Genomic DNA, 14,427 nt, shown 5'->3' with positions numbered 1-14,427 from the left:
GGTGCCGCTCGTCGGCCCGCGGCGGGCCGCCCGCAGTGCCGGTGACCCGGCTCCGGACCGTCGTCCCGGGGCCGGTCGATACGCTCCCGGCATGGCCGCCCCCGCCCTGGACCCCACCGGCTCACCGCCGGTGGACCGGCGCGTCGCGGCCGATCCGGCCCGGCTCGCCCGGCGGCTCGGGCTCACCGGGGCGCTGCTCATGGCCGTCGGGGCGCTCGGTGCGGGGGCGCTGCCCGTGCCCAACCCGCTCAACGGCCTGCGCCTGATCGGGCTTCCCGCCCGCAACGCCACCCTCGCCCTCGCCCTGACCTACGCCGGCATGGGCATGCTCGTGCTCGCCTGGCTGTGGATCGGGCGGATGCTCTCGGCACGCGGCGCGGTGCCGCCCGCCCCGGACCGGCTCTCGATCGGCCGCGCCGGGATCCTCTGGGCGCTGCCGCTGGCGCTGGCGCCGCCGCTGTTCTCCAAGGACGTCTACAGCTACCTCGCCCAGTCGGCGATCGTCGCCCGCGGCCTCGACCCGTACGTCCTCGGGCCGGCGCAGGCGCTCGGCGTCGACGACCCGCTGACCCGGACGATCCCCACGATCTGGCGGGAGACCCCGGCCCCGTACGGACCGCTGTTCCTCGTCGTCGGGCGCGGGATCACGGCGCTGACCGGCAACGACGTCGTGTTCGGCGTCCTGGCCCACCGCGCCCTGGCGCTCGGCGGCGTGGCCCTGATCCTGTGGGCGCTGCCGAAGCTCGCCCGCCGCTGCGGCGTGGAGCCCGGCCTGGCGCTGTGGCTCGGCGCCGCCAACCCCCTGGTGCTGTTCCACCTGGTCAGCGGCATCCACAACGAGGCGCTGATGCTCGGTCTGCTGCTCGCCGGCCTGCACCTGGCCCTGGGTGAGCGGGACGTCCCGGTCCCCTGGCCGCGCTGGGTCGCCGGTGCGGTGCTCATCACCCTGGGCGCCTCGGTGAAGCTGCCGGCGCTGCTCGCCCTCGGGTTCCTCGGGACGGACCTGGCGCGGCGGTGGGGCGGGCGGGTGCGCGACGTCGTGGCGGCCGCCGCCGCCCTCGCCGGGGTGGCCGTGGCGGTCTACGCCGCGATCGGCCTCGGCACCGGCCTGGGCTTCGGCTGGATCTCCACCCAGGGCACCGCGAACACGATCCGCAGCTGGATGTCGTTGTCCACCGACCTCGGTCAGCTCTCCGGGCAGATCGGCATCCTCGCCGGCCTCGGCGACCACACCGACACCACGCTCACCCTCACCCGCGGGCTGGGCGGTCTCGCCGCGGCCGTGGCGTGCGGCTGGCTGCTGTGGCTGTGCCTCAAGGGCCGCGTCGATCCGGTGACGGGCGTGGGCGTCGGGCTGGGCGCCGTGGTCCTGCTGGGCCCGGTGGTGCACCCCTGGTACCTGCTGTGGGCCGCGATCCCGCTCGCCGCGACCCGCGGGATGCCGCGCTACCGGCGCTTCGCCCTGGCCGCCTCGGCGGTGATCGCGGTGATGGTCCCGCCCACCGGGGCGGACTTCAACTTCCGGGCCTACCAGCTGCCGTTCGGGATCGTGGCCGGGGTCGTGATCCTGCTCGTCGGACTGCTGCTGGTGCGGCGCGCCCTGCGCCGCGAGGCGGCCCGCGATCCGGGTGCCGCGCCCGCCGCCCGGACCCCTGCCTAGACTCGACGGCTGTGCAGATCCCCCCGTCGGCCCGGTCGGGCGAGGCCGCTCCGGACCCCGCCGCGCCCGTCCGCGACGGCGCCGCGGACACCGCGGTGTCCGTGCGCGGCCTGGTCAAGCGGTTCGGCGCGACCACGGCGGTCGCGGGGCTGGACCTGACGCTGCGCCGCGGCACGGTGCTCGCGCTGCTCGGACCGAACGGGGCCGGCAAGACCACGACCATCGAGGTCTGCACCGGCTTCCAGCGCGCCGACGAGGGCGAGGTCCGCGTCCTCGGGCTCGACCCGGCCGGCGCGCCGGACGCGCTGCGGGCACGGATCGGGATCATGCCGCAGGGCGGCGGCGCCTACCCCGGCGTGAAGGCGGGCGAGATGCTGCGGCTCGTCGCCGCCTGCGCCGCGAACCCGCTCGACCCGGCCTGGCTGATCGACGTCCTGGGTCTCTCCGGTGCCACGCGCACCCCCTACAAGCGGCTCTCCGGCGGCCAGCAGCAGCGGCTCGCGCTGGCGTGCGCGGTCGTCGGGCGGCCCGAGGTCGTGGTGCTCGACGAGCCGACCGCCGGCATGGACCCGCAGGCGCGCCGGGTGGTCTGGGAGCTGGTCTCCGCGCTGCGCCGGGACGGGGTCGCGGTCCTGCTGACCACGCACCTCATGGAGGAGGCCGAGGCGCTGGCCGACGAGGTCGTGATCGTCGACCACGGACGGGTCGTCGCGGCCGGCAGCCCGACCGAGCTCACCGCCGGGGGCGACGAGCAGGAGCTGCGGTTCCGGGCCCGCACCGGCATGGACGTCGAGGCCCTCAGCGCCGCGCTGCCCGCCGGCTACCGGGCGGCCGAGACCGTCGCGGGGCGCTACGTCGTCCGCGGGCGCATCGACCCGCACGTCCTGTCCGCGATCACCGGCTGGTGCGCGGGCCAGGGCGCCCTCGCCGACGACGTCCAGGTCGCGCGGCGCAGCCTCGAGGACGTGTTCCTGGACCTGACCGGACGGGAGCTGCGGTCGTGACCGACCGTGCGAGCTCACCGTTCGACACCGCAGCGCCGCGAACGCGGCCGACGAGCGCGGAGGGCGCGTGAGCGAGCTGTTCGTTCCCGGGACGTTCACCCCGGCGCCCGGGCGGGGCCGGCTGGGCCGGATGCTGCTCGCCCAGGCGGGCACCGAGACCCGCCTCGCGCTGCGCAACGGTGAGCAGGTGCTGCTCACCCTGCTGATCCCCGTCGTGCTGCTCGTCGGGCTGTCGGTGCTGCGGGTGGTCCCGCTGCCGGAGCCGCGGGTGAACTCGGTGGTGCCGTCGGTGCTGGCGCTGGCGGTGATGTCGACCGCGTTCACCAGCCAGGCCATCGCGCTGGGCTTCGACCGCCGCTACGGCGTGATCCGGCGGCTCGCCGCCACCGCCCTGCCCCGGTGGCTCCTGGTCGCGGGGCGGCTCGCGGCCGTGCTCGCCGTCGTCGTGGTGCAGCTGGTGATCCTGGGCGTGGTGGCGGCGTTGCTGGGCTGGCGGCCCGACGCCGCCGGGCTCGGCTGGGCCCTGCTGATGGTCCTGCTCGGCTGTGCCGCCTTCGGTGCGCTGGGCATCCTGCTCGGCGGCACGCTGCGCGCGGAGATCGTGCTGGCCGTCGCCAACCTCGTGTGGTTCGTGCTCCTGCTCGGCGGCGGCATCGTGATCCCGCTCGACCAGCTGCCGGCGGGGGTCGCCGCCGTGGCCGGCGCGCTGCCGTCGGGGGCGTTGGCCGAGGGGCTGCGCGCGCCGCTGGTGGCCGGTTCGGCGCCGGGGATCGGGCCGGTCCTGGTGCTGGTGGCGTGGGCCGTCGTGGCGGGCGGGGTCGCCGTGAAGGCCGTCCGCCTGCGCTGAGGCGCATCTTCTACCATCTGTAGTCGTGAACCTCCTGCGGCGCGTGCCGGCGACGTCCCCGCTGTGGATGCGGCGGCTGGCGATCCTGTCGCTGATCGGTCAGGCCGGGATCATGGTCACCGGAGCCGTGGTCAGGGTGACCGGCTCCGGCCTGGGCTGTCCGACGTGGCCCAACTGCTTCCCCGGTTCCCTGGTCCCCGAGCCGCACCCCGAGATCGCGCCGCTCACCCAGTGGACCGAGTTCGGCAACCGGCTCCTGTCGGCGTTCCTCGTGGTCGTGTCCATCGTGACCTTCCTCGCCGCGCTCAACGTGCGGCCGCGCCGCCGCCGGCTCACCTGGCTCGCGCTCGCGATGCCCCTCGGCGTGGTCGCGCAGGCGGTCATCGGGGGGATGACCGTGCTCGCCGGCCTGGTGTGGTGGAGCGTGATGCCGCACTTCCTGGCGTCGACGGTCCTGGTCTGGCTGGCTGTCCAGCTCGTCGACGAGGCCACGGCGGGCGGTCCCGTGACCCGGACCGTCCCGCGCCCGGTGCGCCTGCTGATCGTGGTCAGCAGCGTGGTGCTGGGTGCGCTGCTGGTCGCCGGCACGCTCGTCACGGCCGCGGGCCCGCACGCCGGCGACGCCGCCACCCCGCGTCTCGGCATCGGCGTGCCCGCGCTGGCCCAGCTGCACGCGGACCTGCTCTTCGCCTACCTCGGGCTCCTCGTCGGCCTCGGCTTCGCGCTGTGGACCGCGGGCGCCGACGCCCGCCTCAAGCGCCGCTACGGCCTGCTCGTGGTGGTCGTGCTGGCGCAGGGCGCGCTGGGCGGGGTCCAGTACGCGTTGGGCGTCCCCGAGGTGCTGGTGGCCCTGCACGTGCTCGGTGCGGCCCTCACCACCGCCGCCGCCGCGGCCGTCTGGGCGGGCACGAGCCACCGCGCCCCCGCCCCGACGAGCGTCGAGGCCCCGACGGCGGAGCCCACCCTCGCGGCGAGCCGCTGAGGCGGCGCGGCGGGGCAGCCATGGCCGTCCACCCCTGCACCCGCGGCACACCCCCGACGGCGCTCCACACCCGGTCGACACCTCACCCCGCGACACCTCACCCCGCGCGGCCTCTCACGCCGTCCGGCGGCTCGCCCGGACCGTGAGCACGACCGCGGCCAGCGCCAGCAGGGCGACGATCCCCGAGAACACCACGCCCGCCGGCACCAGCCCGAACACCTGCGCGGCCGCCCCGACGCCGATCACCGGCAGCGAGATGGCCACGTAGAGCACCAGGAAGAAGGTCGCGACCACCGCGCCGCGCACCGCCTGCGGGGCCCGCGAACCGACCGCGCCCAGCCCGGCCCGGAAGCTCATCCCCTGGCCCAGCCCGGCGACCGCGGCGCCGGTGCAGAACACGGCGAGCGAGGCCGTCGCGATGCCCGTGCCGATCAGCGCGGCGCCCACGGCCAGTCCGCCGCAGCCGGCCGGCAGGGCGACCCGCTCGGGCACGGAGCCCGACAGCACCTGGCCCAGCGCCGACGCGCCCAGCATCAGGAACACCACGAGCCCGACGACCAGGTGGCTGCTCCGGCCCAGCACCTGGACCAGCACGGACGGCGACACCGCGGTGAACAGGCCCAGCACCGCGAACCCCGCGAACCCGCCGACGGCGGCGCGCACGAACACCCCGCGCACCTCCGGCGGCACCCCGCCGACCTTCAGCGGCTCGATCCGGAACGACCCCCGCTGCTCGACGGTCTCGGGGACGAACCACAGCGCCACCGCCGCGACGACCACCAGCGCGGCGTGCACGAGGTACGACAGGTCGAGGGGCAGCGGCGCGTACTCGGCGAGGATCCCGGCCAGCACCGGCCCGAGACCCAGCCCCAGCATGTTGACGGCGGCGGCGACGAGTCCCGCCCGGGCCTTCCGGTCCTCCCGGGCCAGGTCGATGATCGTGGCCGTGGCGGTGCCGGTGAAGACGCCCGCCGAGATGCCGGACAGGAAGCGCCCCACGAACAGCGCCGGTTCCGCCGGGATCAGGAACACCAGCGAGCTGACCAGCGCCGACGCGAGCCCGGCGAGCAGCACGGGCCGCCGCCCGATCCGGTCGGAGAGGTTGCCGAGCACCACCAGCGCGGCGGCGACGCCCACGGCGTAGGTCGCGAAGACGACCGTGACCACGAGCCCGCCGAACCCGTACCGCTGCTCGTAGAGCGGGTACAGCGGCGTCGGCAGCGTGGTGCCGATCATCGTGACGACGAACGTCACGGCCACCACCGCGGTCCCCGCGCTTCTGCTCATCACCGGCCGCCCGGCCGTCGCTGCCGTCGGTGCTGACGTCACTCGTCTCCCCTTCCGTCGTGCCGCGACCATTGTCGGCCGGACCGCGCCGGGCCGTCGGAGCCCTCCCCTCCGGACGGGGAGGGCACGGACGGGACGGTGTAGGTATGGCGCGTGTCCGATGCTCCGTCCGAACCCGTGTCCCCGTTCGCCGACCCGCAGTCGTTCGTCGCGCTCCCCCGCCTCGCCGGGCTCGCCCTCTCCCCCGACGGGTCGCGTCTGGTCACCACGGTCGCCGGCCTCGACCGCGACCGGACCGCCTGGCGGCCCGCGCTGTGGGAGGTCGACCCGACGGGCAAGGTCCCGGCGCGTCGGCTCACCCGCGGCCCGAAGGGCGAGTCCTCGCCCGTCTTCACCCCGGAGGGCGACCTGCTGTTCGTCTCCGCGCGCGTCGATCCCGACGTCGCGCCCGACGCCCCGGAGACGGCGGCGCTGTGGTCGTTGCCGGCGGGCGGCGGCGAGGCGCACGTCGTCCGGACCCGCCCGGGCGGGATCTCCGCGCCGCGCGTGGCCCGCGAGGCCGGCACCGTGCTGGCCACCTCGGCGACCCTTCCCGGGGCCGTGACCGGCGACGACGACGCCGCCCGCCGCAAGGCCCGCAGCGAGCGGAGGATCGCGGCGATCCTGCACGACGGCTACCCGGTCCGGTTCTGGGACCACGACCTGGGCCCCGACGAGGCCCGGCTGCTCGCGGCCCGCCCCGGCGAGCCGTGGACCGACCTCACCCCCGCGCCCGGCCGCGCCCTCGTCGACACCACCGCCGACATCGCGCCCGACGGCCGCACCGCCGTGACCGGCTGGAACGTCTCCGAGGGTTACGGGGCGTCCCGTGCGGTGGTGGTCGCGTTCGACACCACCACCGGGGAGCGCCGCACCCTGCTCGACGACCCCGACCACGACTACGGCACCCCGCGCGTCAGCCCCGACGGCCGGACCGTGGCCGCGATCCGCACCCGCCGCTCCACCCCGGAACGGGCCCCGCGGATGACGCTCGTCCTCGTCCCGCTCGCCGGGGGCGCGTCCCGCGGGCTCGCCGCCGACTGGGACCGCTGGCCGGGCGACCTGACCTGGACGCCCGACGCGGCCGCGCTGGTCGTCACCGCCGACGAGCAGGGCCGCGGCCCGCTGTTCCGCGTCGAGGTCGGCACGGGCGCCGTCACCCGGCTGACCGGCGACCACGGCGCCTACACCGACCCGGTCGTGTCGCCCGACGGCGCGAGCGTCTACGCGCTGCGCTCGGCCGTCGACAGCCCGCCCGCGCCGGTCCGGCTCGACGCGCACACGCCCGACCAGGAGCCCACGCCGCTGCCCGGCCCGGCCGAGGCGCCCGCGATGCCCGGCACGCTCACCGAGGTCACGGCCACCGCCGAGGACGGCTCGCCCCTGCGCGCCTGGCTCGTCCTGCCGGACGTCGACGAGCCCGCGCCGCTGCTGCTGTGGGTCCACGGCGGCCCGCTGAACAGCTGGAACGCCTGGCAGTGGCGGTGGAACCCGTGGCTGATGGCGGCCCGCGGCTACGCCGTGCTGCTGCCGGACCCGGCGTTGTCCACCGGCTACGGCCAGGACTTCGTGCAGCGCGGCTGGGGCGCGTGGGGTGGCCCGCCCTTCACCGACCTGATGGCGGTCACGGACGCGGCCGAGGCACTGCCGGAGATCGACGCCTCCCGCACGGCGGCCATGGGCGGCTCGTTCGGCGGCTACATGGCCAACTGGATCGCCGGTCACACCGACCGCTTCCGCGCGATCGTCACGCACGCGAGCCTGTGGGCGCTCGACCAGTTCGGCCCGACCACGGACCTCGCCGACTACTGGCTCACCGAGATGACGCCGGCGATGGCGGCGGCGAACAGCCCGCACCACCACGTCGACGCGATCACCACGCCCATGCTGGTGATCCACGGCGACAAGGACTACCGCGTCCCCGTCGGCGAGGGCCTGCGGCTGTGGTGGGACCTGCAGTCCCGCGTGGCGGACCCGGCCGCGAACCCGCACCGCTTCCTGTACTTCCCGGACGAGAACCACTGGGTGCTCACGCCCCAGCACGCCGCGCTGTGGTACGAGACCGTGTACGCCTTCCTGGCCCACCACGTCCTCGGCGAGCCCTGGCGGACGCCCGACCTGCTGCGCTGAACCCGCGGGTCGGCGCTCCGGGAACACCGAACCCCACATCCCGGGGGACGGGGATGTGGGGTTCGGTGGGCGGAAAGTGCCGACTTGCGTGTCAGAAGACGGTGGGCAGCCCGATCGCGGCGTCGACGGCGATGGTGAGGAAGAGGCCGCAGAGGTAGAGGTTCGAGAGGTGGAACAGCCGCATCGGCGCCACCTCCCGGCCCGCCTTGACCCCGGCGTGCAGCCGGTGGGCGGTGATCACGAAGTAGGCGCCGCCGGCCAGCGCGAACGCGGCGTAGACCCACGAGGTGACCGGCAGCAGCAGGAACGTCCAGAGCGCCATCACCCACGAGTAGGCGACGATGCGCACCGACACCTGCCGCGGCGTGGCCACGACCGGGAGCATCGGCACCTCGGCGGCGGCGTAGTCGTCCTTGTACTTCATGGCCAGCGCCCAGAAGTGCGGCGGCGTCCAGAAGAAGATGACGCCGAACATCACCAGGGCGGGCCACCCGACGGTACCGGTGACCGCCGACCAGCCGATGACCACCGGCATGCAGCCCGCCGCCCCGCCCCACACGATGTTCTGCGACGTCCGCCGCTTCAGCACCAGCGTGTAGACGAGCACGTAGAACGCGATCGCGGCCACGGAGAGCAGCGCGGACAACAGGTTCGTGGTGGCCCAGAGCCACAGCGCCGACAGCGCGCCGAGCACCAGGCCGAAGATCAGCGCGTTGCGCCGTGGCACGTCACCGCGGGCGGTGGGCCGGCGCGAGGTGCGCTTCATCTTGGCGTCGATGTCGGCGTCGGCCACGCAGTTGAGGGCGTGCGCGCTCGCGGCGGCCATCGCGCCGCCGACGAGGGTGGCCAGGATCAGCCAGACCGAGGGGATCGACCGCTCGGCGAGGATCATCGCCGGCACCGTGACCACGAGCAGCTGCTCGATGATGCGGGTCTTGGTGAGCCCGAGATAGGCGCGCACCGTGTCCCGGAACCGCGCGAGCCGGCCGTGGCCGGCCGCCGGTGCCGCCTGCCCCGGAGGTCCCTTCCGGTCGGGCCTCTCGGCCGCTCCCCGGTGTGAGACGGGTGCGCTCACCAGTTGCTACCTCGCTCGCCGACGGACTGTGGTGGAGTGCCGCGTCCACCGGCCCGTATCGAACCCACAGCCCACGGACCGACTTCTACAACGCGTCGATGCTAACCGGTGGAATGCGCGCCGGGGTCCGGGGGTAGTCCGGTCGGTGTCCGATCGACGCAGGATCGGGCGGCGTTCGTCCGTCGGCCGCTAGAGTCCGGGGTCGAGACGGACGCGCCGACCGGTCCACGCCGCCGAGGACGTGGCGGACTCGAGGGGCATGGCCAGAGGAATGAAGACGGCCCCCGCCGGGTAGGTCGGCGCCCCCACCCACGAGGACAGGAGCTTCAGGCGTGTCTGTGACGGAGCCCGATATCGCCGCCTTGACCCAGGCGCACGTGCCCGACGACTGGACCGAACTGGACAAACGCGCCGTCGACACCGTCCGCGTGCTCGCCGCCGACGCCGTGCAGAAGTGCGGGAGCGGCCACCCCGGCACCGCCATGAGCCTCGCGCCGCTGGCCTACCTGCTCTACCAGCGCGTCATGCGCCACGACCCGAACGACCCGGGCTGGGTCGGGCGGGACCGGTTCGTGCTCTCCGCCGGCCACTCCAGCCTCACCCTCTACATCCAGCTCTTCCTGGCCGGCTACGGCATGGAGATGGAGGACCTGGAGGCGCTGCGGACCTGGGGCTCCAAGACCCCGGGGCACCCGGAGCTGGAGGCCACGCCCAACGGCGTCGAGATGACGACCGGGCCGCTCGGCCAGGGCCTGTCCTCCGCCGTCGGCATGGCCGTCGCCTCGCGCCGCGAGCGCGGCCTGTTCGACCCGGACACCCCCGAGGGCGCCTCGCCGTTCGACCACTTCATCTACGTCATCGCCTCCGACGGCGACATCGAGGAGGGCGTGACCAGCGAGGCGTCGTCCTTCGCGGGCCGCCAGGAGCTGGGCAACCTCATCGTCTTCTACGACGACAACAAGATCTCCATCGAGGACGACACGACCATCGCGCTGTCCGAGGACACCGCGAAGCGCTACGAGGCCTACGGCTGGCACGTCCAGGTCGTCGAGGGCGGCGAGAACGTCTCCGGCATCCTCGAGGCGATCGAGAACGCCAAGGCCGAGACCGGCCGGCCGTCGTTCATCCTGCTCCGGACGGTCATCGGCTTCCCGGCGCCCACCAAGATGAACACCGGCAAGGCGCACGGCGCCGCGCTGGGGGCGGACGAGGTCGCCGAGGTCAAGCGGATCCTGGGCTTCGACCCGGAGAAGAGCTTCCAGATCGACCCCGAGGTGCTCGAGCACACCCGCTCGGTCGGCGAGCGGCAGGGCGGCGCCATCGACCACTGGCGCAACGCCTTCGACGACTGGGCCATGCGCGAGCCGGAGCGCAAGCAGCTGTTCGACCGGCTGCTGGCCAACGCGCTGCCCGAGGGCTGGGCCGACGCGCTGCCCACCTGGGAGCCGGACGCGAAGGGCCTCGCCACGCGCAAGGCGTCGGGTGAGGTGCTGAAGGCCCTGGCCCCGGTGCTCCCGGAGCTGTGGGGCGGCTCGGCCGACCTGGCCGAGAGCAACAACACCACGATGGAGGGCGCCGACTCGTTCGGGCCCAAGACCGCCGCCACCAGGATGTGGGACGCCAACCCCTACGGCCGCACGCTGCACTTCGGCGTCCGCGAGCACGCGATGGGCGCGATCCTCAACGGCATCGCGCTGCACGGGCCGACCCGCCCGTACGGCGGCACGTTCCTGCAGTTCAGCGACTACATGCGGCCCGCGGTGCGGCTCGGGTCGCTGATGAAGACCGCGGCCATCTTCGTGTGGACGCACGACTCGATCGGCCTCGGCGAGGACGGCCCCACGCACCAGCCGATCGAGCACCTCGCCGCACTGCGGGCCATCCCGAACCTCTCCGTGCTGCGGCCCGCCGACGCGAACGAGACCGCCGCCGGCTGGAAGGCCACGATCGAGTGGCAGGACGGCCCCGTCGGGATGGCGCTGACCCGGCAGAACGTCCCGACCCTGGAGGGCACCTCCGCCGAGGGCGTCAAGAAGGGCGGCTACGTGCTGGCCGACGCCTCGGACGGCGACCCGCAGGTCGTGATCATCGCCACCGGTTCCGAGGTCCAGCTGGCGGTCGCCGCCCGGAAGACCCTCGAGGCGGACGGCGTTCCCACCCGTGTGGTGTCCATGCCCTGTGTGGAGTGGTTCGACGCGCAGGACGCCGCGTACCGCGACTCCGTGCTCCCGCCGTCGGTGAAGGCGCGGGTCGCGGTCGAGGCGGGCATCGCGATGCCGTGGTACCGGTTCGTCGGCGACGCCGGGCGGATCGTGAGCATCGAGCACTACGGCGCCAGCGCCGACGCGGCCACGCTGTTCGAGAAGTTCGGCTTCACGCCGGAGGCAGTCGTGGACGCGGCCCGGGCGAGTCTCGGCAAGTCCTGAACCCGCCACCTGAAGAAGGAGTACCGGCAATGAGCACCAACCAACGGCTCGCCGCACTGTCCGAGGCGGGCGTCTCCATCTGGCTCGACGACCTGTCCCGCGAGCGGATCACCTCGGGGAACCTGGTCGAGCTGATCAACGAGTGGTCGGTCGTCGGGGTCACCACCAACCCGACCATCTTCGCCGCCGCACTGAAGAACGGCGAGGCGTACAACGCCCAGGTCAACGAGCTCGCGAGCCGCGGCGCCGATGTCGCCGCCGCCATCCGCGAGATCACCGTGGCCGACGTCCAGCAGGCCTGCGACGTCTTCAGCGGCACCTGGGAGGCCACGAACGGGATCGACGGGCGCGTGTCGCTCGAGGTCGACCCCACCCTGGCCCGCGACACCGAAGCCACCGTCGCCCAGGCGCTCGACCTGTGGAAGGCCGTCGACCGGCCGAACCTGCTGGTCAAGATCCCGGCCACCGAGCCCGGCCTGCCGGCCATCACCCGCGCGCTGGCCGAGGGCGTGAGCGTGAACGTCACGCTGATCTTCTCGGTCGAGCGGTACAAGGCCGTCATGGAGGCGTTCCTCGCCGGCCTCGAGCAGGCCGCCGAGAACGGCCAGGAGCTCTCCCGGATCGCGTCGGTCGCCTCGTTCTTCGTGTCCCGGGTGGACACCGAGATCGACGCCCGGCTGGACAAGATCGGCACGGACGAGGCCAAGGCCCTCAAGGGCAAGGCCGGCGTCGCCAACTCGCGCCTGGCCTACGCCGCCTACGAGGAGGTCTTCGGCTCCGACCGGTGGACCGCGCTCGAGGCCAAGGGCGCCCGGCGGCAGCGGCCCCTCTGGGCCTCGACGGGCGTGAAGAACCCGGAGTACCCGGACACGCTCTACGTCACCGAGCTCGTGGTCCCGAACGTCGTCAACACCATGCCGGAGAAGACCCTGCGGGCCTTCGCCGACCACGGCGAGGTCGAGGGCGACAAGGTCACCGGCACCGCCGCCGAGGCGCAGCAGGTGTTCGACGACCTCGAGCGCGTCGGCATCGACATCACGGACGTCTTCCTCACCCTCGAGAACGAGGGCGTGGACAAGTTCGAGAAGTCGTGGTCCGAGCTGCAGGAGTCGGTGCAGCAGCAGCTCGACGCCGCCAAGTAGGACGACCGGCGATCCCAGGAGGCTCACCCCCGTGACCTCGCGACCCGCCGTCGGGCTCCCCGTCGTGGAGCTCGGCGGCGGTTCCCGTCCCGGCCCCGGTCCGCTGGCCCGCGAGGCCCGCCGGGTCGCCGCCGAGCTCGCCACGGACGTCGTCGCGTCCCGGATCACCGACGCGGACCCGTCCGCGTGGGGCCCGGCGGCGGGCGACGGCCTGGGCTGGGCGGCGCTGCCCCGCACCTCGCGCCCGCTGATCGGGCAGGTCGACGCCCTGCGGGAGGCCTTCCGCGTGGAGGGTGCCGCGCGCGTGCTGCTCGTCGGCGACGCGCGGTGGACCCTCGGCGCGCAGGTCCTGGCCGGCGAGTCCGGCCTGCTGCGGGTGCTCGACTCCCCCGACCCCGGGGCCGTCTCGCACGCCCTGGCCACCGACCTGAGCGGCACCGTGCTGGTCGTCGCCGACCCCCCGGGCGACACGACCTGGATCGCGGCCGTGCACGAGCTGCTCGCCGAGGCCGTCGCCGCAGAGGTCGGCCCCCGCCGCGCGGCCGGGCGCACGGTGGTGCTCACCGAGGCCGGCTCGCCGCTCGACGAGAGCGCGCGGGCCGCCGGGTCGGTGGTGATCACCACCGAGCGGGACGTCCCGGGCGCGTGGTCCGTCCTCGGTGCCCCCGGGCTGGTCCCTGCCGGGCTGGCCGGCGCACCCGTCGGCGAGGTGCTCGACGACGCCCGGGCCGTGGCCGAGCTGCTCACCGCCGACGAACCGGAGAACCCCGCCCTGGAGCTGGCCGGCGTGCTGGTCGCCGTCGGGGCGGGGGCCGTGCAGCTCGACCCCGCCGAGGGGCCGCCCGCGCTGGCGGAGTGGGTCGCCGCCCTGGTCGCGGCAGCCGGGGGTTCGCCCGTGCTCGTCGACGCGGCCGACCCGGACGGGCTGCCCGAGGGCCCGACCCTCGCACCCGCCACCGCCCGGCATCCCGACGCGGCGCCGGACGACCTCTCCGAGCTGCTCGACGGGCGCAGCGGCGGCAGCCGGGGCGGGGCGGGCGTCGAGCCGACCGTCGACGCGCTGCTCGCCGAGGTCACCGGGGCGGGCGCCCCGGACCTCGACCCGGCGGTCGACCCGGACCTCGAGGGGGACGCGCCCGAGGCGGTCGGCGGCGACGAGGTCGTCCGCACGGGTGGGCCGCTGGGCGCCGAACTGCTGCTGTGGCAGTACGCCGCGGCGGCCGCCGCCCGGCTGCTCGACGGCGAGGCGTTCGGCCCCGAGGCCCCGGCGACCGGAGGCGCGGCCGCGCCGCAGCCCCTCGCGCGGCGCGGCTCGGACGGTCTCGTCGACATCCACGCCGCCGAGTCGTTCGCGGCCGCGGGAGACGACCCGGGCGCCGCGCTGCAGGCCCTGGTCGACGCCGTCCCGCCGGGCGGGCACCTCGCGCTGTCGGTGTGGCTCGACCCGGCCGACGACGCGTCCGTCGCCGTGCTGCGCGGCGAGCTGGCCCGGTGCGCGGGCGTGCCCGTCACCGTCGGCTGGGGCCCGCGGGATCGCGGGCTGCTCGCCCCGTTCCGCCGCGACGACCCCCGACCGGGTGCTCTGTGCCTGGTCACGGGCGACCCGCCGGACGATCTCGTTCCCGATCCGGGGCCCGCCCTGACTAGTCTGGCGCTGACCGAGGCAGGCGGCGTCGCGGCCGACGTCGCGGCACGGGGGGTCCCCGTGCTGCGGCTGCACCTCACGGACCGGGTGGCCGGGCTCGTCTCGCTCGCCCGCGCGGTCCAGGCACTGCGCCCGGGCCCTGCCGGCCCGGGCCACTGACCGCGCGGCCGAGCCGACCGAGCCACCCGGG

General features: G+C 75.1%; 10 protein-coding genes. 8 read left to right on the top strand and 2 right to left on the bottom strand.

Annotated elements, in window-relative coordinates:
- Positions 1-91: 91 nt before the first annotated feature.
- The 4 genes from mptB (at position 92) to LWC35_RS08695 (ending at position 4,493) form a co-directional block, all read left to right on the top strand.
- Positions 92-1,660 (top strand): polyprenol phosphomannose-dependent alpha 1,6 mannosyltransferase MptB, encoded by a 1,569-nt coding sequence (gene mptB, locus LWC35_RS08710; RefSeq protein ID WP_232869515.1) that lies wholly within the window; start codon positions 92-94, stop codon positions 1,658-1,660.
- 95 nt (positions 1,661-1,755) lie between these two features.
- Positions 1,756-2,664 (top strand): ABC transporter ATP-binding protein, encoded by a 909-nt coding sequence (locus tag LWC35_RS08705; RefSeq protein ID WP_232869560.1) that lies wholly within the window; start codon positions 1,756-1,758, stop codon positions 2,662-2,664.
- A 130-nt stretch (positions 2,665-2,794) separates the two neighbouring features.
- A complete protein-coding gene (locus tag LWC35_RS08700; protein WP_232869559.1) occupies positions 2,795-3,511 on the top strand; it encodes an ABC transporter permease in 717 nt (238 codons plus the stop codon).
- Positions 3,512-3,536: 25 nt separating this feature from the next.
- The gene (locus tag LWC35_RS08695; protein WP_308194493.1) at positions 3,537-4,493 is read left to right on the top strand and encodes a COX15/CtaA family protein; all 957 of its coding nucleotides are present in this window, start codon (positions 3,537-3,539) and stop codon (positions 4,491-4,493) included.
- Between the two features lie 114 nt (positions 4,494-4,607).
- On the opposite strand, the gene LWC35_RS08690 is transcribed toward LWC35_RS08695, so the two are convergent.
- Complete coding sequence (locus LWC35_RS08690; RefSeq protein ID WP_232869514.1) at positions 4,608-5,747, bottom strand: MFS transporter; 1,140 nt, start codon at positions 5,745-5,747, stop codon at positions 4,608-4,610.
- Between the two features lie 186 nt (positions 5,748-5,933).
- Between LWC35_RS08690 and LWC35_RS40185 the strand changes: the two genes are divergently transcribed.
- Positions 5,934-7,949, top strand: a complete 2,016-nt coding sequence (locus LWC35_RS40185) for a S9 family peptidase (RefSeq protein ID WP_232869513.1) — start codon at positions 5,934-5,936, stop codon at positions 7,947-7,949.
- A gap of 91 nt (positions 7,950-8,040) precedes the next feature.
- On the opposite strand, the gene LWC35_RS08680 is transcribed toward LWC35_RS40185, so the two are convergent.
- Positions 8,041-8,910 carry a heme o synthase gene (locus LWC35_RS08680; protein ID WP_232869557.1) on the bottom strand — a complete coding sequence of 290 codons (870 nt, stop codon included), beginning with the start codon at positions 8,908-8,910 and terminating at the stop codon, positions 8,041-8,043.
- Between the two features lie 446 nt (positions 8,911-9,356).
- Here LWC35_RS08680 and tkt point away from each other — a divergent pair, with 446 nt between their 5' ends.
- Genes tkt through LWC35_RS08665 form a run of 3 tightly spaced genes read left to right on the top strand, consistent with a single transcriptional unit; the run spans position 9,357 to position 14,396 of the window.
- Positions 9,357-11,450 (top strand): transketolase, encoded by a 2,094-nt coding sequence (gene tkt / locus LWC35_RS08675; RefSeq protein ID WP_372463018.1) that lies wholly within the window; start codon positions 9,357-9,359, stop codon positions 11,448-11,450.
- 29 nt (positions 11,451-11,479) lie between these two features.
- Entirely contained in the window at positions 11,480-12,592 is a 1,113-nt protein-coding gene (gene tal / locus LWC35_RS08670) for a transaldolase (RefSeq protein WP_232869512.1), read from the top strand.
- A gap of 31 nt (positions 12,593-12,623) precedes the next feature.
- The gene (locus LWC35_RS08665) at positions 12,624-14,396 is read left to right on the top strand and encodes a hypothetical protein (protein ID WP_232869511.1); all 1,773 of its coding nucleotides are present in this window, start codon (positions 12,624-12,626) and stop codon (positions 14,394-14,396) included.
- The last annotated feature ends 31 nt before the right edge of the window (positions 14,397-14,427 follow it).

The organism is Pseudonocardia kujensis (assembly GCF_021283305.1).
In the GTDB taxonomy this organism is placed as follows: Bacteria; Actinomycetota; Actinomycetes; order Mycobacteriales; family Pseudonocardiaceae; genus Pseudonocardia; species Pseudonocardia kujensis.
The sequence above is the reverse complement of the archived record's forward strand: the minus strand, read 5'-3'. Positions and strand labels throughout refer to the sequence as shown.

Excerpts from the sequence above, each read along its gene's own strand:
- mptB (WP_232869515.1), top strand. The coding sequence starts at position 92 with ATGGCCGCCCCCGCCCTGGACCCCACCGGCTCACCGCCGGTGGACCGG.
- LWC35_RS08700 (WP_232869559.1), top strand. The coding sequence starts at position 2,795 with ATGCTGCTCGCCCAGGCGGGCACCGAGACCCGCCTCGCGCTGCGCAAC.
- tal (WP_232869512.1), top strand. The coding sequence starts at position 11,480 with ATGAGCACCAACCAACGGCTCGCCGCACTGTCCGAGGCGGGCGTCTCC.